The 20723-nt window shown below is 40.1% G+C and carries 18 protein-coding genes and 1 riboswitch (1 of these 19 only partly in view); of the genes, 9 read left to right on the plus strand and 9 right to left on the minus strand.

The features are described 5' to 3' along the window. A protein-coding gene (purH, locus tag D7029_RS17080; protein WP_194951348.1) for a bifunctional phosphoribosylaminoimidazolecarboxamide formyltransferase/IMP cyclohydrolase crosses the window boundary here: on the plus strand, positions 1-1215 show its 3' portion. 375 nt of this gene lie to the left of the window's left edge; only the last 1215 of its 1590 coding nucleotides appear in the window; its start codon lies off the left edge, out of view; its stop codon occupies positions 1213-1215. A gap of 12 nt (positions 1216-1227) precedes the next feature. After that, entirely contained in the window at positions 1228-2517 is a 1290-nt protein-coding gene (gene purD / locus D7029_RS17085; protein ID WP_194951349.1) for a phosphoribosylamine--glycine ligase, read from the plus strand. 24 nt (positions 2518-2541) lie between these two features. Here purD and D7029_RS17090 read toward each other — a convergent pair whose 3' ends face one another. From D7029_RS17090 to nudC, 6 genes are all read right to left on the minus strand, one after another. Continuing rightward, complete coding sequence (locus D7029_RS17090; protein WP_227718966.1) at positions 2542-3204, minus strand: DUF1481 domain-containing protein; 663 nt, start codon at positions 3202-3204, stop codon at positions 2542-2544. Positions 3205-3248: 44 nt separating this feature from the next. Further along, complete coding sequence (locus D7029_RS17095) at positions 3249-3521, minus strand: HU family DNA-binding protein (protein WP_004246922.1); 273 nt, start codon at positions 3519-3521, stop codon at positions 3249-3251. Between the two features lie 190 nt (positions 3522-3711). After that, positions 3712-4302, minus strand: coding sequence for a YjaG family protein (locus D7029_RS17100; protein ID WP_075673760.1), 591 nt, complete (start codon positions 4300-4302; stop codon positions 3712-3714). Positions 4303-4376: 74 nt separating this feature from the next. After that, positions 4377-5045, minus strand: coding sequence for a deoxyribonuclease V (gene nfi / locus D7029_RS17105; protein WP_088494399.1), 669 nt, complete (start codon positions 5043-5045; stop codon positions 4377-4379). Next, the gene (gene hemE, locus D7029_RS17110; RefSeq protein WP_069368752.1) at positions 5038-6111 is read right to left on the minus strand and encodes a uroporphyrinogen decarboxylase; all 1074 of its coding nucleotides are present in this window, start codon (positions 6109-6111) and stop codon (positions 5038-5040) included. The genes nfi and hemE overlap by 8 nt, the downstream gene beginning before the upstream one ends. Positions 6112-6199: 88 nt before the next feature. Further along, positions 6200-6985, minus strand: coding sequence for an NAD(+) diphosphatase (gene nudC, locus D7029_RS17115; protein ID WP_069368758.1), 786 nt, complete (start codon positions 6983-6985; stop codon positions 6200-6202). A 145-nt stretch (positions 6986-7130) separates the two neighbouring features. Between nudC and D7029_RS17120 the strand changes: the two genes are divergently transcribed. The 7 genes from D7029_RS17120 (at position 7131) to thiH (ending at position 13542) form a co-directional block, all read left to right on the plus strand. Next, positions 7131-7811 (plus strand): HAD family hydrolase, encoded by a 681-nt coding sequence (locus D7029_RS17120; RefSeq protein ID WP_194951350.1) that lies wholly within the window; start codon positions 7131-7133, stop codon positions 7809-7811. Positions 7812-7855: 44 nt separating this feature from the next. Continuing rightward, a riboswitch (TPP riboswitch) is annotated at positions 7856-7978 on the plus strand. Positions 7979-8119: 141 nt separating this feature from the next. Continuing rightward, positions 8120-10072, plus strand: a complete 1953-nt coding sequence (gene thiC / locus D7029_RS17125) for a phosphomethylpyrimidine synthase ThiC (protein ID WP_194951351.1) — start codon at positions 8120-8122, stop codon at positions 10070-10072. Next, positions 10056-10703: a thiamine phosphate synthase gene (thiE, locus tag D7029_RS17130; RefSeq protein WP_194951352.1), complete on the plus strand. Its 648-nt coding sequence runs from the start codon at positions 10056-10058 to the stop codon at positions 10701-10703. Before thiC ends, thiE begins: the two co-directional genes overlap by 17 nt. Further along, entirely contained in the window at positions 10697-11446 is a 750-nt protein-coding gene (locus tag D7029_RS17135) for a HesA/MoeB/ThiF family protein (protein ID WP_194951353.1), read from the plus strand. The genes thiE and D7029_RS17135 overlap by 7 nt, the downstream gene beginning before the upstream one ends. Then, the gene (gene thiS / locus D7029_RS17140) at positions 11443-11643 is read left to right on the plus strand and encodes a sulfur carrier protein ThiS (RefSeq protein ID WP_006534717.1); all 201 of its coding nucleotides are present in this window, start codon (positions 11443-11445) and stop codon (positions 11641-11643) included. The genes D7029_RS17135 and thiS overlap by 4 nt, the downstream gene beginning before the upstream one ends. 1 nt (position 11644) lies before the next feature. Next, entirely contained in the window at positions 11645-12424 is a 780-nt protein-coding gene (locus tag D7029_RS17145) for a thiazole synthase (protein WP_194951354.1), read from the plus strand. Beyond that, the gene (gene thiH / locus D7029_RS17150; RefSeq protein ID WP_194951355.1) at positions 12424-13542 is read left to right on the plus strand and encodes a 2-iminoacetate synthase ThiH; all 1119 of its coding nucleotides are present in this window, start codon (positions 12424-12426) and stop codon (positions 13540-13542) included. The genes D7029_RS17145 and thiH overlap by 1 nt, the downstream gene beginning before the upstream one ends. A 187-nt stretch (positions 13543-13729) precedes the next feature. Here thiH and D7029_RS17155 read toward each other — a convergent pair whose 3' ends face one another. The 3 genes from D7029_RS17155 to rpoC form a co-directional block, all read right to left on the minus strand. Beyond that, positions 13730-14863 carry an Rpn family recombination-promoting nuclease/putative transposase gene (locus tag D7029_RS17155; protein WP_194951356.1) on the minus strand — a complete coding sequence of 378 codons (1134 nt, stop codon included), beginning with the start codon at positions 14861-14863 and terminating at the stop codon, positions 13730-13732. Between the two features lie 190 nt (positions 14864-15053). After that, positions 15054-16409, minus strand: a complete 1356-nt coding sequence (locus D7029_RS17160) for a polysaccharide deacetylase family protein (RefSeq protein WP_194952707.1) — start codon at positions 16407-16409, stop codon at positions 15054-15056. A gap of 79 nt (positions 16410-16488) precedes the next feature. Beyond that, the gene (rpoC, locus tag D7029_RS17165) at positions 16489-20715 is read right to left on the minus strand and encodes a DNA-directed RNA polymerase subunit beta' (protein WP_194951357.1); all 4227 of its coding nucleotides are present in this window, start codon (positions 20713-20715) and stop codon (positions 16489-16491) included. Between the last annotated feature and the right edge of the window lie 8 nt (positions 20716-20723).

Genomic DNA, 20723 nt, shown 5'->3' on the forward strand with positions numbered 1-20723 from the left:
ATCGATATTGGTGGACCAACGATGGTTCGCTCCGCGGCAAAAAATCATAAAGACGTTACGATTGTAGTAAATAGTAATGACTATGAAAGAGTGATTGAAGAAATGGATAATCACGAAAATAGCCTTACTTTAGATACACGTTTTGATTTGGCGATTAAAGCCTTTGAACACACCGCTGCTTATGACGGAATGATTGCTAACTACTTCGGTCAGAAAGTTGCTCCTTATTATGGCGATACTTCACAACCATCAGGTACTTTCCCTCGTACCTTAAATCTGAACTATATAAAGAAACAAGATATGCGTTATGGTGAAAATGCTCACCAACAAGCAGCTTTCTATATAGAAGAGAATATAGAAGAAGCATCTATTGCCACTGCAAACCAATTACAAGGCAAAGCGCTTTCTTATAACAATATAGCTGATACTGATGCAGCATTAGAATGTGTGAAATCATTTTCTGAGCCCGCATGTGTTATTGTGAAACATGCAAACCCTTGCGGTGTTGCAATTGCGAACACGCTCGCACAAGCATATGACAATGCATTTAAAACTGATCCAACCTCTGCATTTGGTGGCATTATCGCATTCAATCGGCCATTAGATGCAAAAACAGCAAGTGCAATCATTGAGCGTCAATTTGTTGAAGTGATCATTGCTCCTTCTATTAATGAAGATGCATTACCAATTTTAGAAACAAAACCAAATGTTCGTGTATTAGCTTGTGGTCAATGGCAAGAAGCCAAACCAGCGTTGGACTTCAAACGTGTTAATGGTGGGCTGCTAATTCAAGATCGTGACTTAGGTATGGTAAAAGAAGAAAACTTAAGAGTGGTCACTCAACGTCAACCAAGTGAACGTGAACTTAAAGATGCACTCTTCTGCTGGAAAGTCGCCAAATTCGTAAAATCAAATGCCATTGTTTACGCTAAAAACGATATGACAGTCGGTATTGGTGCAGGACAAATGAGTCGTGTGTATTCTGCAAAAATTGCAGGTATTAAAGCTGCTGATGAAGGTTTAGAAGTTGCAGGCTGTGCAATGGCATCAGATGCATTCTTTCCATTTAGAGACGGCATTGATGCAGCAGCACTTGCTGGCGTGACTTGTGTTATTCAACCTGGTGGTTCAATTCGTGATGATGAAGTGATTGCAGCTGCAAATGAGCATAACATCGCAATGATTTTCACCAATATGCGTCACTTCCGTCATTAATAAGGTATTGATATGAAGATTCTGATTATTGGTAATGGCGGTCGTGAACATGCTTTAGCTTGGAAAGCGGTTCAGTCGCCGCTTGCAACACACGTTTTTGTTGCCCCTGGCAATGCTGGCACTGCATTAGAAAGTGGTGTTGAGAATGTCGCTATCAGTGCAACAGATATTTCTGCATTAGTCGCATTTGCTCTCGAAAATAAAATTGATTTAACTATTGTAGGGCCTGAAGCACCACTAGTTATTGGTGTTGTAGATGCATTTAAAGATGCTGGGCTGACCATCTTTGGACCAACAAAAGGAGCCGCGCAGTTAGAAGGCTCTAAAGCCTTCACAAAAGATTTTTTAGCTCGTCATAAAATTCCAACTGCGGATTATCAAAATTTCACAGAAATAGCACCTGCACTTGAGTACCTTAATAAAGTAGGTGCGCCAATTGTTATCAAAGCGGATGGTTTAGCTGCAGGTAAAGGCGTTATTGTTGCTATGACTCAAGCTGAGGCTGAAGCTGCAATTAAAGATATGCTGGCTGGCAATGTGTTTGGTGATGCAGGACATCGTATTGTTATCGAAGAATTTCTTGATGGCGAAGAAGCTAGCTTTATTGTGATGGTTGATGGTGAACACGTTATTCCAATGGCTACAAGCCAAGATCATAAACGTGTTGGCGATGGAGATACTGGACCTAACACAGGAGGAATGGGTGCATATTCACCAGCACCTGTTGTTACACCAGAAATCCACCAGCAAGTAATGGAAAAAATCATTTATCCAACAGTTAAGGGAATGGCTTCTGAAGGATATCGTTACCAAGGTTTCCTTTATGCTGGGTTGATGATTGATAAGCAAGGCGTTGCTAAAGTTATCGAGTTTAACTGTCGTTTTGGTGATCCAGAAACTCAACCGATTATGATGCGTATGCAATCTGACTTAGTTGAGCTGTGTTTAGCTGGAGCAAAGGGTAACTTAAAAGATAAGGATTCCCTTTGGGACCCTCGTCCAGCTTTAGGGATTGTAATTGCAGCTGGCGGCTACCCTGCGGATTATCGTCAAGGTGATGTTATCGAAGGCTTAACACCAACATCATCAACAACGGCAAAAGTATTTCAAGCTGGAACAACACTCAATAACAAAGGCGACGTTATCACAGCAGGTGGGCGAGTACTATGTGTAACTGCATTAGGTGATGATATCGAGCAAGCTCAAAAAAATGCTTATGCTTTAGCAAAAGATATTCATTGGAATGGTAGTTTTTATCGCCATGATATCGGCTATCGAGCGATTGCACGCTTAAAGAAATAAATTAACAACGGCAAAAGGGAGTGATCACAAGCTCTCTTTTGTTGGTTCCCATTTACAAAAATCGTGTTCTGCAACCATAAGTAATTGCTTACCTTCTGGCGAATCAAGCCAAGCAACATAAGAAGGCTTACTTGAATTACGTGTTCTTGTTTTTAACCAGCGTTGTTCTGGACCTTCAAATGAAACACTCACTTTCTCACCAGCACATGTTGTCATCGTATTTTGATACCAGACACCCTGCACTAAATTTACTTTCCCAATAGTAAGCGCTTCACTGATTTCACGCTCTTTACTTGCAGCAAACACCATTCTTAAACGCTCATCTTCTGTCAATGCTCGTTTTTGCTTCTGGCTTTCTTGTTGCATGAAAATAACTTCACCTCGTTTATTTAAACGAAGGTGCCAAGAGGAAGGATCATTTGGATTGATAACTTCAGAGCGGACTTGCCAAAGCTTATTTTGACGATACTCATAGAATGTGATGACAGTTTCTGGCTTTTTATAAAAGCTATAAACACTCATGATCACTTGAGGTTCTGACGCTTTATTATTTAAACGCCATAGCCGGACAACACCTTCATCTGCAATATAACCTGTTGCAGAAAATTCAGGTAGTTGCACAGTAGAGGAGCAGGCGCTGAGCAAAAAAGCAGATCCTATTGCTAACAGCCCCTGTCGTTTCAACAAAAGGGGAGTAAATCCCCCTCTATTGTTCATTCCGTTCAAAGGAATTATTTTACTGCGTCTTTCAGTGCTTTACCGGCAGTAAATGCAGGAACGTTAGCTGCTGCAATTTTAATTTCTTTACCAGTTTGAGGGTTACGACCAGTACGCTCTGCACGGTGATTCACCTTGAATGTACCGAAACCAACTAACTGTACAGAATCGCCTTCTTTCAGAGCACCTGTTACTGAATCGATAAACGCTTCAATAGCAGCTTTTGCTTGAGTTTTTGTCAGATCCGCTTTTTCAGCAACTGATTCGGTTAATTCAGCTTTGTTCATAAAATAGTCCTTAAAGTATGTTTTATCGTTTGAAAAACATCTGGTGAAAAAACTTAACTTATCTTTTTAAGAGGATAAATTAAGTAAAACACCTGAGCCACTTCTTTTCGTACCCAATGTAGAACATACACGGGGGTGATGTGAAGTCTTTAAACGTCGCTTTTCAAGCACTAAATCACGTTTTTCTGATTTAGTGCGTTAATTCTATACCGATATTGCTCATTCCAGCTTCACGAAGGTCTGCACGTAGACCTTTAATCAGCTCGATATCTCTTTCTTCACATTCTACAAGTAGACGGTAAATTTCCCATTGGATATCGAACTCTTCAATAACTGCAGGTAGAGATCTAAGCTCTTCTTCACTCATTTCTCTTTCTGCTTGTGTCATTTCAAGTGAAGCAACTGTCCCTACTGATAATTTGCTCACTTCAATAGCGTGACTTAATGATTCACCGCTTAAACGAGAGTGAACAATTTCACTAAGTGCAACACAGGCGTCAATCGCAGGATAGACACCATAAATCTCGAACTGAGATGCATCAGGAATAGCTTCTTCTAACTTCTCTAATTGAGAATCAAAGTTAACCTTTGCATCTTTCACCGTTAAAGTTTCCCAAACCAGATCGAGAATACGGCGATAAAGCATTGGATCGGTAAATCCTGTTTCGCGACAAAATACCTGATAGTTTGGGTACATTCTCTCACACAGGCATGCCATAAACGTCAGGTGTTGCCAAGCTTCTAGCTTTTCTAAACGTAAATGGATTGGGTTCTTCAACATTCGTGATTACTCATTTTCTTAACTTAGGCGCAGTTTACCTGAAAATTAAAAATATCCACATATTTCCCGGTCATTTAGAGCTTATTCTTATTCAACTGCTCAAATAATCGCCTATTTGAAGCAATACCATCAGCCCAACGCGTAGGTTCTGGCAATCGATATCCTTTCATACACAACTCAACCCACTGCAAAGCGCCATCCATACTCACTTTATGACCCGGAGAAATATACAGGGGTTTGCATTTTTTCTTACTGCGATAAATCCATCCTATTTGCTCATTCTTATCCATTAACGGCTCATGACTTCCTATCTCTTCATTGATAGCTTTATCGGTGCCACATAAACGGCTTTTTGCCACACCGATAGTAGGTGTATCCACTAATAAGCCAAAATGACTTGCAACACCGAGCCTTCTAGGATGCGCAATACCTTGCCCATCGACAAAAATAAGAGAAGGTTTTTGTTTTATTAGTTGCCAGGCAGCAAGTAACGCAGGGCACTCTCTAAATGAAAGTAAACCGGGGATATAAGGAAGAGTTGTAGGTATTCGCGCGATTTGATATTCAAGAATTTCAAAAGAAGGGTAATGCATTATCACGATGGCGGCGCGAGTAACTGCGCCACCTTCTTCAAAACCAACATCAGCACCTGCTATGTAAGTTGGTGCTGTAAATTGGTCTGTTAAAATAATCTGTTGAGCTTTTTCTGTCTGCTCTTGACGTAATTGTTGGGTATTAATCATTATCCTGATGATAAGGCTTCGATAAACGGTGAACCGCATCAATAAATGCACCAGCATGTTCTGGTGGAACATCTTGATGAATACCGTGCCCAAGATTAAAGACATGACCATTACCTTTACCAAATCCAGCAAGAATAGTTTCGACTTCTTGTTCTATTCTGGCAGGCGGTGCATACAGCATAGAAGGATCCATATTGCCTTGTAGAGCAACCTTATCCCCTACTCGACGACGTGCATCTTCGATATCAATCGTCCAATCGAGTCCTAATGCATCGCAACCTGTCGCAGCCATCGCTTCTAGCCAGCGACCGCCACCTTTGGTAAATAAAGTGACTGGTACTTTTCTTCCATCATATTCACGGATAAGACCATCAACAATCTTATGCATATAGTGTAATGAGAAGAGTTGGTAATCACGGCCTGTTAGCACACCGCCCCATGTATCAAAGATCATGATAGACTGCGCACCCGCTTTAATTTGAGCATTCAGATACAGAATAACGCTATCTGCCAGTTTATCCAGCAATAGATGTAGTGCTTGAGGCTCTGAATACATCATTTTTTTAATTTTTGTGAAGGCCTTACTACTTCCACCTTCAACCATATAGGTTGCCAGTGTCCAAGGGCTTCCTGAAAAACCAATTAATGGCACACTACCCTGCAAAGCATGACGAATAGCACGCACTGCATTCATCACATATCCCAGCTCATCTTCAGGATCAGGAATAGGTAGTTTTTTAATATCATCAATACTATTTATTGGTGATTTAAAACGAGGACCTTCACCTGTTTCAAAGTAAAGACCCAATCCCATTGCATCTGGAATAGTTAAAATATCAGAAAATAAAATAGCAGCATCTAAAGGAAAGCGTCTTAAAGGCTGTAATGTCACTTCACATGCTAATTCTGTGTTCTTGCACAATGAGATGAAATCCCCCGCCTGTGCCCGTGTTTCCTTATATTCAGGAAGATATCTGCCTGCCTGACGCATCATCCAAACTGGGGTGACATCAACAGGTTGGCGCAACAGCGCACGTAAATAGCGGTCGTTTTTCAACTCACTCATGACTAACTCCATTAACAGTAATAGGGCCGCAAAATAGCATGCATTGTAACATGCTGGAAAAATAACTGTTGGCAGACAGCGCCTTTATTTAGTTCTTTTCTTTATCTTGTCTAATATTGGCTATCGTATCTTCTATCAAGCGTCGAGCAATCGTATCTGGCGGTGGGATCTGCGGTAATTGATCGTAACGATACCAACCTGCACTCGTTAATTCAGAAGGATCGTGGCGTAGTTCACCACCATCATAGTCGGCTAAAAAGCCCATCATTAAGGAATGAGGGAATGGCCAAGGCTGAGAGGATACATAGCGAATATTACGAATACGAATATTACTCTCTTCAAACACTTCACGGGCTACGGCTTCTTCTAAGGTTTCACCAACCTCAACAAAACCAGCAAGTACAGTATAAAGAGGTGAATGTTTATGCCTAACATGATGTGCTAATAAGATTTTATCTTCATGGCGAATACCCACAATAATGCAAGGGGCAATTTGTGGATAATAACGTTCATGACAGTTGTCGCATAAACACGCCCATTCACTCTCACTATGGCGCATTTTAGAGCCACAATAACCACAAAAACGATGGGAACGATAAAACTCAGCCAGCTGGACACCTCGACCAACTAATTTAAATAAGTTTTCATCCTGTGAAGCGATAAGCCTTGGTGAACACATGTCGTTATCCATTTTTCCATGAATAAGCCAAACTGTTTCACCTTGCCATTCACCAACAATTTTGGCGTGCTGACCAATGAGATCCCAATCTTTAGCTAAGCCAAACGGAAGTTCACCTTTAGGTAACCATACTCGTCCACCAAGACTGACTGTCCACCAGCCCTTTTCGGAGCCTGTTAATGTATATAAATGCATAACGACCATTCTATCCAAAATAATGATATAGAATAGAGGATACTCTTTTTAGCAAGAACCACTCAATGAATTATGACTATCTTCTATAATTCATTAACATTCTTAAATAGAAATATAAATTTTATTAATAGTAAGAACCGTTATAATGACAGATAAAATAAAAAACAGAATTGCTATTTTTGATCTAGATGAAACACTTTTAGCAGGCGATTCTAGTCGCTTATGGACAAACTATTTGTGGGATAAAAAAATAGTCACAGATCCTCATTTTCTAAAACTAGATGAACAAATGATCGCAGACTATTACGCTGAAAAGCTGGATATAGACCAATATCTATTTCAACATCTGGCATATTTTAAACATCATGATATAAGTAAAATAAATCATTGGGTTAATGACTTCACTGAAACAAAAATTCAGCCTCTACTTTACCCACAAGGAATATCAATAATTACACAATATCGACAGCAAAATATTCCCGTTATAATTATTTCAGCGACAATGTCCTTTCTAGTTCACGCTATTGCAAAACAACTCAATGTGGATGTTTCAATGGGTATTGATATGCAAATTAAGGACAATCATTACACCGGATTTATTGAAGGCATTCCTACATTTCGAGAAGGAAAGGTTGAGCGTTTAAATCAATGGAAAGAAGCCAGTAACATTAACAATATTTATATTTATTTCTATACTGATTCATCTAATGATCTCCCATTATGTTACCAAGCGGATCGCGTTATCGCGGTTAATGCAGATAAAAAATTAACTCAAGTTTCAGATGAAAAAGCGTGGGAACAACAACATTGGGGTTTAAATAAATAACCCATGTCGGACTTGTAGTTTTTAAAATCTTTCATATACTGGACATCTTCTTGTCGGAGTGCCTAGTGTTTATAAGGCTATTATAAACACAGGCTGAGACCGTTAATTCGGGATCCGCGGAACCTGATCGGGTTAATACCCGCGAAGGGAACAAGAGTGATTCGACCTTTTGATAGCTTCATTGCGTATATTTTTTACACACCTATATACACCTATCTGTCGATACTCCCTGCGACCTCCAGACAAGCATTTTTCTCAATATTCACCCGACAGGCGATTAGCCTGCATGATATTTATTAGGAAATGCTATGTCCCAAAATCAAACTATATCCGTTAAAGATATTTCACCAACAAACAACAAACAGCGCCCACGAAAAGAGCAGCGTGATGCAGCTCAAGAGTTTATCAGCACCATTCAAGGTGTTAGTTTCCCAAATTCAAACCGCATTTACCTCGAAGGATCACGTGCTGATATTCAAGTTCCAATGCGTGAGATCCAACTTGATAAAACGCTAGTCGGAGGATCAAAAGATTCCCCTATTTTTGAAGATAATGAACCTGTACCTGTATATGACACATCAGGCCCTTATGGCGATCCGGCTTCTCAACTCGACGTTAATCTTGGATTAAAAAAAATACGACAACCATGGATTGATGAACGCAATGATACTGAAGCACTTTCTCTTTTAAGTTCGGATTTCACTCAACAGCGCCTTTCTGATGCAGGATTAGAGCATCTACGTTTTCCCTTAAAACCAAGCCCTAAAAAAGCGCTAAATGGTAAAAGTGTGACGCAATTGCATTATGCTCGCCAAGGCATTATTACGCCTGAAATGGAGTTTATTGCTATTCGTGAGAATATGGGTCGAGAGAGAATTCGTAGCGAAGTTTTACGTCAACAACATGCAGGGTTCAGCTTCGGTGCGCATCTCCCCGATAATATTACCCCTGAATTTGTACGCCAAGAAGTTGCTGCTGGTCGAGCTATCATTCCTGCCAATATCAATCACCCTGAATCAGAGCCTATGATTATTGGACGAAATTTCTTAGTGAAAGTGAATGCCAATATTGGAAACTCCTCTGTAACCTCCTCCATTGAGGAAGAAGTTGAAAAGCTGATTTGGTCTACACGCTGGGGAGCGGATACCGTAATGGATCTCTCAACAGGTCGTTATATTCATGAAACGCGTGAGTGGATCATTCGTAACAGTCCGGTTCCTATCGGCACAGTTCCAATTTATCAAGCACTCGAGAAAGTTAACGGTATTGCTGAAGATCTCACTTGGGAAATGTTCCGAGATACCTTGCTTGAACAAGCAGAGCAAGGCGTTGATTACTTTACTATTCATGCAGGCGTGTTGTTACGTTATGTGCCTATGACGGCAAAACGCCTAACGGGCATTGTGTCTCGCGGTGGTTCGATCATGGCAAAATGGTGTTTATCGCATCATAAAGAAAATTTCCTCTACGAACATTTCCGTGAAATCTGTGAAATTTGTACGGCTTATGATGTTTCCCTTTCTCTGGGCGATGGATTAAGACCAGGTTCAATTCAAGATGCGAACGATGAAGCACAATTTTCTGAATTACATACCTTAGGTGAACTGACAAAAATTGCATGGGAATATGACGTTCAAGTCATGATAGAAGGCCCTGGCCACGTTCCAATGCAGATGATCCGTCGCAATATGACAGAAGAATTAGAGCATTGTCATGAAGCACCATTTTATACATTAGGTCCCCTCACTACGGACATTGCACCGGGTTACGATCACTTCACATCAGGTATTGGTGCGGCAATGATTGGCTGGTTTGGTTGTGCAATGCTCTGTTATGTCACCCCTAAAGAGCATCTAGGCTTGCCTAACAAAGAAGATGTAAAACAAGGACTTATTACTTATAAAATTGCTGCTCATGCCGCCGATTTAGCCAAAGGACATCCTGGAGCTCAAATTCGTGATAATGCAATGTCAAAAGCCCGCTTTGAGTTTAGATGGGAAGATCAATTTAATCTGGCACTTGATCCTGAAACCGCACGCCAATATCACGATGAAACCTTGCCTCAAGCATCAGGTAAAGTCGCTCACTTCTGCTCAATGTGTGGCCCTAAATTCTGCTCAATGAAAATAACTCAAGAAGTACGTGATTATGCGGCTGGTATGGAACAAATGTCTCAAGCCTTTAAAGAGCATGGCAGTGAGTTATACCACAGTGCAGAAATCGCCAGTGTTGAGGTGACTGAAAATGAACAGATCCTCTAACACCCCTTTCGCATCAACAGAAAAAAAGCTTGGGCTTTATCCTGTTGTTGATTCTGTTGAATGGATCGAACGCTTGTTAAAAACAGGCGTTACCACCCTGCAATTACGCATAAAAGATAAACAACCGGACAATGTTGAACAAGAGATCATTGAAGCAATAGAACTAGGTAAACAGTATCACGCAAGACTGTTTATTAATGACTATTGGCAACTGGCTATTAAACATCACGCCTATGGTGTTCATCTTGGTCAAGAAGATCTCGATATTGCAGATCTTGATGCCATAAAAAAATCAGGGCTACGCCTTGGTATTTCCACTCGCGACGAAGCGGAATTACAAAGAGCAAAAATATTACATCCATCTTACATCGCATTAGGGCATATCTTTCCAACCACAACTAAAGATATGCCATCTAAACCTCAAGGTTTGGAGGCACTCAAACATCAAGTAGAACAGACGCCTGATTTTCCAACTGTTGCTATTGGTGGGATTTCACTAGAGAGAGTACCTGATGTTGTTGCAACCGGCGTCGGTAGTGTTGCCTTAGTCAGTGCAATAACAAAAGCACCAGATTGGGAACAAGTGACTCGTAAATTATTAGAATTAGTGGAGGGAAAACCATCATGCTAAATGATAATGATTTTATGCGTTATAGCCGACAAGTGATGTTAGAAGATATTGGCTTAGAGGGTCAAAATAAGCTTCAACAAGCAAGAGTACTGATTGTTGGACTTGGTGGATTAGGTTCTCCTGCATCACTTTATCTTGCTGGTGCAGGTATTGGTGAACTTATTTTAGTTGATGATGATGAATTGCATGTTTCTAATCTACAGCGTCAAATTCTTTATCGAACTCAAGATATTCCTGATGCAAAATCAGAGGTCGCAAAGCAGTCTCTGCTTGCATTAAATCCAGAGATAAAAATTACCTCTTATAAACAACGTATTGATGATGACTCATTGTCTAAACTAGTTAAAGAGGTCAATTTAGTCTTAGATTGCACAGATAACATGCTCACACGCCAAGCGATTAATCGTGCTTGTGTCGCACAACAAACTCCGCTTATCAGTGGCAGTGCCGTAGGGTTTAGTGGCCAACTTATGGTATTTGAACCTCCTTTCACTCATGGTTGCTATCACTGCCTCTATCCAGATGAGGCTGAACCACAACGAAATTGCAGAACAGCCGGAATTCTAGGTCCTGTTGTGGGTGTGATTGGCACACTTCAGGCACTTGAAGCAATTAAATTACTTTCAGGGTTACCCTGTTCTCTAAGTGGAAAACTTCGCCTCTTCGATGGTAGAAAACAAAATTGGAGTACTTTGCGTTTAACACCATCAAAAACATGTCCTGTTTGTCGAGGGGTAGCATGAACATTACCGTAAATGACGAACAATATTCTCTGGATATGCCTGTCACTATCTGTCAGCTCCTTATTCAGTTAGAGCAACCACCTATTGGTGTAGCACTTGCTATCAATGAAACCATCGTTCCCCGTGAGAATTGGGAAACACATTTTATTAATGATGGCGATACTATTCTTCTCTTCCAAGCAATTGCAGGGGGCTGATATGTTAAAAATTGCTGATACAACATTCACATCTAGACTTTTTACAGGCACAGGGAAATTTGCAACACCAACACTAATGACGGAAGCCATTAAGGTTTCGGGTAGCCAATTAGTCACGATGGCAATGAAGCGTGTGGATTTAAAAAATGGTAATGATGATTTAATCGCACCGCTTAAATCATTAGGGGTAAAATTATTACCTAACACATCCGGTGCGAAAACAGCACAAGAAGCTGTTTTTGCGGCTCGTTTAGCCAAAGAAGCTTTTGGTACTCATTGGGTAAAATTAGAAATTCATCCTGATACCAAATATTTATTACCCGACCCTATTGAAACACTTAAAGCCGCTGAAATACTCGTTAAAGAAGGTTTTGTGGTTTTACCTTATTGCAGTGCTGATCCCGTTTTATGCCGTCGTTTAGAAGAAGCTGGCTGTGCCGCTGTGATGCCTCTAGGTTCTCCTATTGGCTCTAATCAAGGTTTACAGACTCGTGATTTTCTACGAATTATCATTGAACAAGCCTCAATTCCTGTTGTTGTTGATGCAGGTATTGGTGCGCCAAGTCATGCACTTGAAGCGTTAGAATTAGGTGCGGATGCAGTTTTAGTTAACACTGCGATTGCTGTTGCCAAAAATCCTATTCTAATGGCACAAGCATTCAAAGCTGCGCTTGATGCTGGTGAACTTGCTCGACAATCAGGGCTTGCTACACCTGCTTCAGTTGTGAATATGCAAGCGCAAGCCTCTAGTCCATTAACCCAATACTTAGGGGCATTCTAATGGACACTTTTTCTGATTATTGGCAACAACTCGACTGGGATGACATTACATTAAAACTCAATAGTAAAACCAATGCGGATGTTGAAGCCGCATTAAATCACCATACCCTTACACTTGATGATTTTATGGCGCTGATCTCGCCTGCGGGTCGGCATTACTTAGAACCTATGGCTCAACGCGCTCAGCAACTTACTCGACAACGTTTTGGTAATATTGTGGGATTATACGTTCCACTCTATCTTTCTAATTTATGTGCAAATGACTGTACTTATTGTGGCTTTTCAATGAGTAATGCCATTAAACGTAAAACATTAAATGAAAGCGAGATCATTGCTGAATGTAATAGCATCAGACAATTAGGCTTTGATAGCCTGTTATTAGTGACTGGAGAACATCAAAGAAAAGTGGGTATGGATTATTTTCGCCAATACATTCCTCTTATTCGAGAGAATTTCAGTTCATTGATGATGGAGGTTCAGCCTCTTGCAACAGAAGAGTATGCAGAATTAAAAACTCTGGGTATTGATGGTGTGATGGTTTATCAAGAAACCTATCATGAACCCACTTATCAGCTTCATCATCTAAAAGGTAAAAAACAGGATTTCCATTGGCGATTACAAACGCCTGATAGATTAGGACAAGCTGGGATTGATAAAATTGGTTTAGGTGCATTGATTGGTCTTTCAAGCCAATGGCGTAGCGATTGTTATATGGTGGCGGAACATCTCTTGTTCTTACAAAAACGCTATTGGAAAAGTCGTTACTCTATCTCTTTTCCTCGTTTACGTCCTTGTGCTGGTGGACTTAGTCCTGCATCAGTAATGAATGAAGCTGAATTAGTTCAGTTGATCTGTGCTTTTCGCATTTTAGCGCCCGATGTTGAACTTTCACTTTCAACGCGTGAATCTCCGTATTTTCGTGATAATACAGTACCCTTAGCAATTAATAATATTAGTGCAGGATCTAAAACTCAACCCGGTGGATATTCTGACAACCATGAAGAGTTAGAACAATTTTCACCTAATGATAATCGTCATGTAAATGATGTTATTAACGTATTAAAAGAACGAGGATTACAACCTGTATGGAAAGATTGGGATAATTACTTGGGCCGTTAATTGAAGCTTAAATAATATAAAACCGCCTTTAATTTATTTAATCACAAATAGTAAAGGCGGTTTTTATTAAATAGTTTAATAAAAGTAACATATAATAAATTTAAAAAAATTAAAGAAAAATAAAATATTACAACAATATATTAGAATGTTTTTAATTTAATATTATATAGAATAGGTAGTTAAATTATTACACTGCTAATTCTTCAAGTTCTTGAATACTTAAACCTGATATTTTCTCAATAAATAAAAGATCAAAGTTCTCTTTTAATAAGTTTTGAGCTAATTCTATTTGTACTATTTTTTTACCGATTTCAATACCTTCTGTTTTGCCTAACTCAATACCTTCCGTTTTACCTAACTCAATGCCTTCTGTTTTGCCTAACTCAATGCCTTCTATTTTACCTAACTCAATGCCTTCCGTTTTACCTAACTCAATGCCTTTAGCCCAGCCTATTTCAATACCTACATTCTTACCTAATTCAAGACCTAGATTTTTGCCCAGTTCGATCCCCTCATTTTTGCCTATTTCAAACCCTTCACTTACACCTAAATTAAATCCCTTATTTTCTAATCTCCACGCTATATTCATAATCACCTCTTTGTGGTTATCTACTTGTTCAACTATCTTATTTAAAATGAACTCAAAGTCTGATGCGTCCATAATTGAGAATAAATATTCTACAACAGCAACCGTGTCTTCATCTCTGCAGTTTTTCTGATTTATTGCTTTTGATAGAAGTATTGCAATCTCATTAATATCATGACAACTATTAACATGCTTCAGTGCAATTTCCATTACCGCCGCTTTTTTATGTGTCAGCAAAATATCATCATCAATTGAAGTCAAATCAATTAAAGAGAAACTATTAGAATAAAGTTTATTAGCAAGTGAAGTAAGCGGAAAGCATGACATCCAATTAACAGGAAAAGGATAAGGTTTTTTCTTTCCATGATAAAACAGAATGGGAACAACGAGAGGTAAAGATTTATAACCTTGCTGTAAATGTTGATTCATAGTGTAAAACGCATAGTTCATCATACGCCAAGCTATCATTTTATCTGGTCTAGATTGATGCTCTATCAGTAAATAAATAGAAATATCACCCTCTTTGGTTTTCACTAAATACAAAATATCAGACATACGAGAACGTAAGTTAATATCGATGAAAGAAGAATTTTGTAATTGCAACGTTGAAAAATCACAATGACTTTTCAAGTCCTCTGGTAAATGGACAAAGAAAAAGTCTTTCGCATTACTGACATTCATCATAAAACGTTTAAATGCAGAATCATAAGAAGATATGGATATAGATTTTTTCATAACTAGCTCCATGCTGAATTTGGATTGCCAGCTTACAGAAAAAAATGAATTTTTATCACTAAAAAATCATCATAATTATCTGAAAAATATAAGTTATTTATTGATCTTAACTGAATAAGTAATAGAGAAATAAAAAATACCTTCAATAAATATCAAAGGTATTTTTTAAGATTATAAATTTTATTTTTAATTATTTATCAACAACGATATTTTTATTAACCACTTCATATTCATCATTACCCACCATCCTCGCAAATTTCTCAATGGGGTCGGTACTCAAAGCATAGAGCCGTTTTAGAGCAAAAGGCGGATCACCTAAACGAACTTTTCCTTGCTGAGTCGTCACCGCCAATGTCATACCCGATGCTTTGACTGCATTAATTGCTCTTTGATTATATCCACCGAAAGGATATGCAAAGGCATATTGATGTGGATTTAATAATCGCAATACACGTTGTGAACGTTGCAAATCCAATATAATCGTGTGGGATTGACGGCTAAAGATAATAGGTTTTTTATTATTATCTAAACGATGTAAAAAATGGGAGTGTGATTGAATATCAAAAACATCACGACTCGATTTAAGTGACTGCCAACTCATAAATTGCAATGAATTAGGTGCCCACTTAAGTGTTTTAGATTTTATTCGTGAAGAGATAACAAATAGTGTCGCTCGTTGGCCATTTTCTTTTAAAAGAGGGTAAGCATAGCGATAAACAGACTGCAAACCATCATCAAATGTTAATGCAACAGCTCGACCCGGCAAATTGACACTTTTATTTAAATAGCCTGCAACTTGATTTAGTGAAAGTGTTTCATATCCCGCATCTTTTAAATAATTCATCTGCTCTGTAAATGCAGTTAATGATGTTGTCGTTGATGTATGGCGAAAATTATGGTTTTCCGTTGCTTTGAGAATATGATGATAGGTGAGTACAGGTATCCCTAAATCAGGCTTTACATCCCTTGATGAAATATAACCTAAGCGGTCACCTAAAGAAATTTCAAACCAATTGATTTTATTTCCATCAGCATCTTCTTTTATTGTCCGTGATAACACGGGATAACGTAGATTGGATAAGAGTATTGCTATTTGTGAGCTAGCAATATCTTTATCACTATAGATGGGGGTATTTTTTGTCGTAATTAAATATTCGTAGATAGGATAATCTGTTTTCTTCGTGCTATCTGATAAGAAACGTATTTTCTTATCGGGTTTAATAGAGGCAATATCTTCTAAATAACCATCTTCTAAATAACCCGCTTCAAGATAACCTTGAGCATTTCCAAATTGTATTTTGTGGTAATCACCCTCCGCGACTGATGCATAAAAACCTTGGTTAGGACAAAGCTCTGCAACAGGGCGTAATTTATCTCCCACAAATGCATATAGCGTTTTTTGTTGGCGCAGTTGCATCAATGTTGTAATGGGCTTTTTTAAATCCCATTGAGCTTCTGTTGGAATACCTCTTTCATAAGGTACTGCGGAAACAAATCCAGTAAAAATAAAGCATAGAATAATCAAACTATTAGTTATTATTCTCATCATTTCGCCTACTTATGTAGAACAGAAACAAAAAATGCCCTCACAATGGAGGGCATTTCAATCTAATCTAAATTAGATTTTAGTCTTTTAATCCACCGAAACCAGCATTCAGTAATTCTGCTAAGTTAGCAGATGCTTCATCAGCACTGATTGTTGTTTCAGTTTCATCTGTCGGCAGTTGTGATTGACGACGCTTCATACGGTCTTGGTGATACGCATATCCAGTACCAGCTGGGATCAAGCGACCAACAATAACGTTTTCTTTCAAGCCACGTAACTCATCACGTTTACCCGCTACCGCAGCTTCCGTCAGAACACGAGTTGTTTCTTGGAACGATGCAGCAGAGATGAAAGATTCAGTTGCCAGAGATGCTTTCGTGATACCTAACAGGTCACGAGCATACGTTGCTGGTACTTTACCATCATCTTCCAGAACACGGTTTGATACTTTAACGCGAGCGTATTCAACCTGTTCACCTTCGAGGAACTCAGAGCTTCCTGCATTCTCGATGGTAACTTTACGTAGCATCTGACGAACGATAACTTCGATGTGTTTATCGTTAATCTTAACGCCTTGTAAACGGTAAACTTCCTGTACTTCGTTAGTGATATAGCGAGTAACCGCATGAACACCACGTAAGCGCAGAATGTCGTGTGGTGATTCTGGACCATCGGAGATAACATCACCGCGTTCCACAACCTCACCCTCGAATACGTTAAGCTGACGCCATTTAGGGATCATCTCTTCGTATGCATCGCTACCGTCTAATGGAGAAATAACTAGACGACGTTTACCTTTAGTCTCTTTACCGAACGAAACAATACCGCTGATTTCAGCAAGGATTGCAGGCTCTTTCGGACGACGAGCTTCAAACAGGTCAGCAACGCGTGGCAGACCACCGGTGATATCTTTAGTACCGCCAGATTCTTGTGGAATACGCGCTAAAGTGTCACCTGCGTTAATTGTAATGCCATCGTCTAACTGAACAATTGCTTTACCTGGCAGGAAGTACTGTGCTGGCATATCAGTATTCGGAATTAATACATCATTACCTTGTGCATCAGTGATGCGCAATGCTGGACGTAAATCTTTACCGCTACCTGTACGCTCTGCTGAATCCAGAACAACCAGTGAAGAAAGACCTGTTAATTCATCTGTTTGACGTGTGATAGTTTGACCATCAACCATGTCAGCAAAACGGATGATACCAGATACTTCACTCACAACTGGCATTGTATGTGGATCCCAGTTAGCAACAGTTTCGCCACCGTTAACTGCTTCGCCATCACCTTTCGCTAATTGAGCACCGTAAGGTACTTTATAGCTTTCTTTCGTACGACCGAATTCGTCAATTAAACGTAATTCAGTGTTACGAGAAGTGATAACTAACTTACCAGCAGTATTAGTAATGAACTTCGCATTGAACAGCTTCAGAGTACCTTTGTTACGTACTTGAATGCTAGATTCTGCTGCCGCACGAGATGCCGCACCACCGATGTGGAACGTACGCATCGTTAACTGTGTACCTGGTTCACCGATTGACTGTGCCGCGATAACACCGATAGCTTCACCTTTGTTGATGATATGACCACGAGCAAGGTCACGACCATAACAATTCGCACACACACCGAAGTCTGTGTTACAGGTTACAACTGAACGTACTTTCACGCTGTCAACTGAGTTTTCTTCTAACAGGTCACACAGTTTTTCGTTTAACAGGGTGTTACGTGGAACAAGAATATCGGCAGTACCTGGTTTCAGAATATCTTCTGCAGCCACACGACCTAATACACGTTCACGCAGTGGTTCTTTAACATCACCACCTTCGATAACCGGAGTCATCATAACACCTTCGGTTGTACCACAGTCGTCTTCTGTTACGACTAAGTCTTGTGCAACGTCAACTAAACGACGAGTCAAGTAACCGGAGTTTGCTGTTTTCAGTGCGGTATCCGCAAGACCTTTACGAGCACCGTGGGTTGAGATGAAGTACTGGAGTACGTTCAGACCTTCACGGAAGTTCGCTGTGATTGGTGTCTCGATGATTGAGCCATCTGGCTTAGCCATCAGACCACGCATACCTGCTAACTGACGGATCTGAGCTGCAGAACCACGAGCACCGGAGTCAGCCATCATAAAGATGCTGTTGAAAGATACTTGTTGTTCTTCTTCGCCATTACGGTTAATAACGGTTTCAGTAGACAGGTTTTCCATCATCGCTTTTGCTACGCGCTCATTCGCCGCAGCCCAAATATCGATAACTTTGTTGTAACGTTCGCCCGCTGTTACCAGACCGGATTGGAACTGTTCCTGAATTTCTGCAACTTCAGCTTCTGCTTCCGCAATGATCTCTGCTTTTTTAGCAGGGATAACCATGTCATCGATACCTACTGAAGCACCTGAACGTGCTGCATAAGCAAAACCGGTATACATGATTTGGTCAGCAAAAATAACTGTTGGCTTCAAGCCCATTACGCGATAACAGGTATTCAGCATTTTAGAAATTGCTTTCTTACCTAATGGTTGGTTAACCAGCGCGTAAGGTAGGCCTTTTGGTACGATCATCCATAAAATAGCTCGGCCGATAGTGGTGTCTTTTAAGCTAGTTTCAGTGGTGATGTTACCTTCGCCATCTTTGATCTCTTCAGTGATACGTACTTTAACACGTGCGTGTAAAGAGGCTAAACCTGCGCGATAAACGCGTTCAGCTTCTTTAGGACCACTTAACACCATGCCTTCACCTTTGGCATTGATGCAGTCACGAGTCATGTAGTAAAGACCTAATACAACGTCCTGTGAAGGAACGATGATTGGGTCACCACTTGCTGGAGACAGAATATTGTTTGTTGACATCATCAGCGCACGAGCTTCTAACTGTGCTTCTAATGTCAATGGTACGTGAACCGCCATTTGGTCACCATCGAAGTCGGCGTTATATGCCGCACAAACGAGTGGGTGTAACTGAATAGCTTTACCTTCGATAAGGATTGGTTCAAATGCCTGAATACCTAAACGGTGAAGTGTTGGTGCACGGTTTAGCATCACTGGATGTTCGCGGATAACTTCATCTAAGATATCCCAAACAACCGCTTCTTCACGCTCAACCATTTTTTTAGCGGCTTTAATTGTTGTCGCTAAACCACGGGTTTCCAGTTTTCCGTAAATAAATGGTTTGAATAACTCAAGAGCCATTTTCTTCGGTAGACCACACTGATGCAGACGCAGGTATGGACCAACGGTGATTACAGAACGACCAGAATAGTCAACACGTTTACCTAACAGGTTTTGACGGAAACGACCTTGTTTACCTTTGATCATATCAGCCAAAGATTTCAGAGGACGTTTGTTAGAACCTGTAATCGCACGACCACGACGACCGTTGTCTAATAACGCATCCACAGACTCTTGTAACATACGTTTTTCGTTACGTACGATAATGTCTGGTGCTGCTAAATCAAGCAGGCGTTTTAAACGGTTGTTACGGTTGATCACACGACGATATAAATCGTTCAGGTCTGAAGTCGCAAAACGACCGCCATCAAGTGGAACCAGTGGACGTAAGTCTGGTGGTAACACAGGCAGTACAGTTAAGATCATCCACTCAGGTTTATTGCCTGATTGCATGAATGCTTCAAGTAACTTGATACGTTTAGTCAGTTTCTTACGTTTGGTTTCAGAGTTAGTTTCATTTAACTCTTCACGCAGCGTTTCACACTCTTGTTCCAGATCCATGCTCTGTAACAGGTTCTGAACAGCTTCTGCACCCATCTTCGCATCGAATTCGTCACCGAACTCTTCTAATGCATCAAGATATTGCTCTTCTGTTAAGATTTGTCCACGCTCAAGGCTGGTCATCCCGCCTTCAACAACAACGTAAGATTCAAAATACAGTACACGTTCAATATCGCGCAGTGGCATATCCAGCAGCAGACCGATACGGGACGGCAGTGATTTCAAGAACCAAATGTGAGCAACTGGAGAAGCTAATTCGATGTGACCCATACGTTCACGACGAACTTTAGTTTGTGTAACTTCAACGCCACACTTCTCACAGATAACACCACGGTGTTTTAAACGTTTGTATTTACCACACAAACATTCGTAATCTTTTACTGGTCCGAAAATACGGGCACAGAAAAGACCGTCACGTTCTGGTTTGAACGTACGGTAGTTAATTGTTTCTGGCTTTTTAACTTCACCAAATGACCATGAACGGATCATATCAGGTGATGCCAGAGCAATTTTGATCGCATCAAACTCTTCGGTCTTGGTTTGCGCTTTCAGAAACTTTAATAAGTCTTTCACGAAATGGC

The sequence above is a fragment of the Proteus vulgaris genome (genome assembly GCF_016647575.1).
Taxonomy (GTDB): domain Bacteria; phylum Pseudomonadota; class Gammaproteobacteria; order Enterobacterales; family Enterobacteriaceae; genus Proteus; species Proteus mirabilis_B.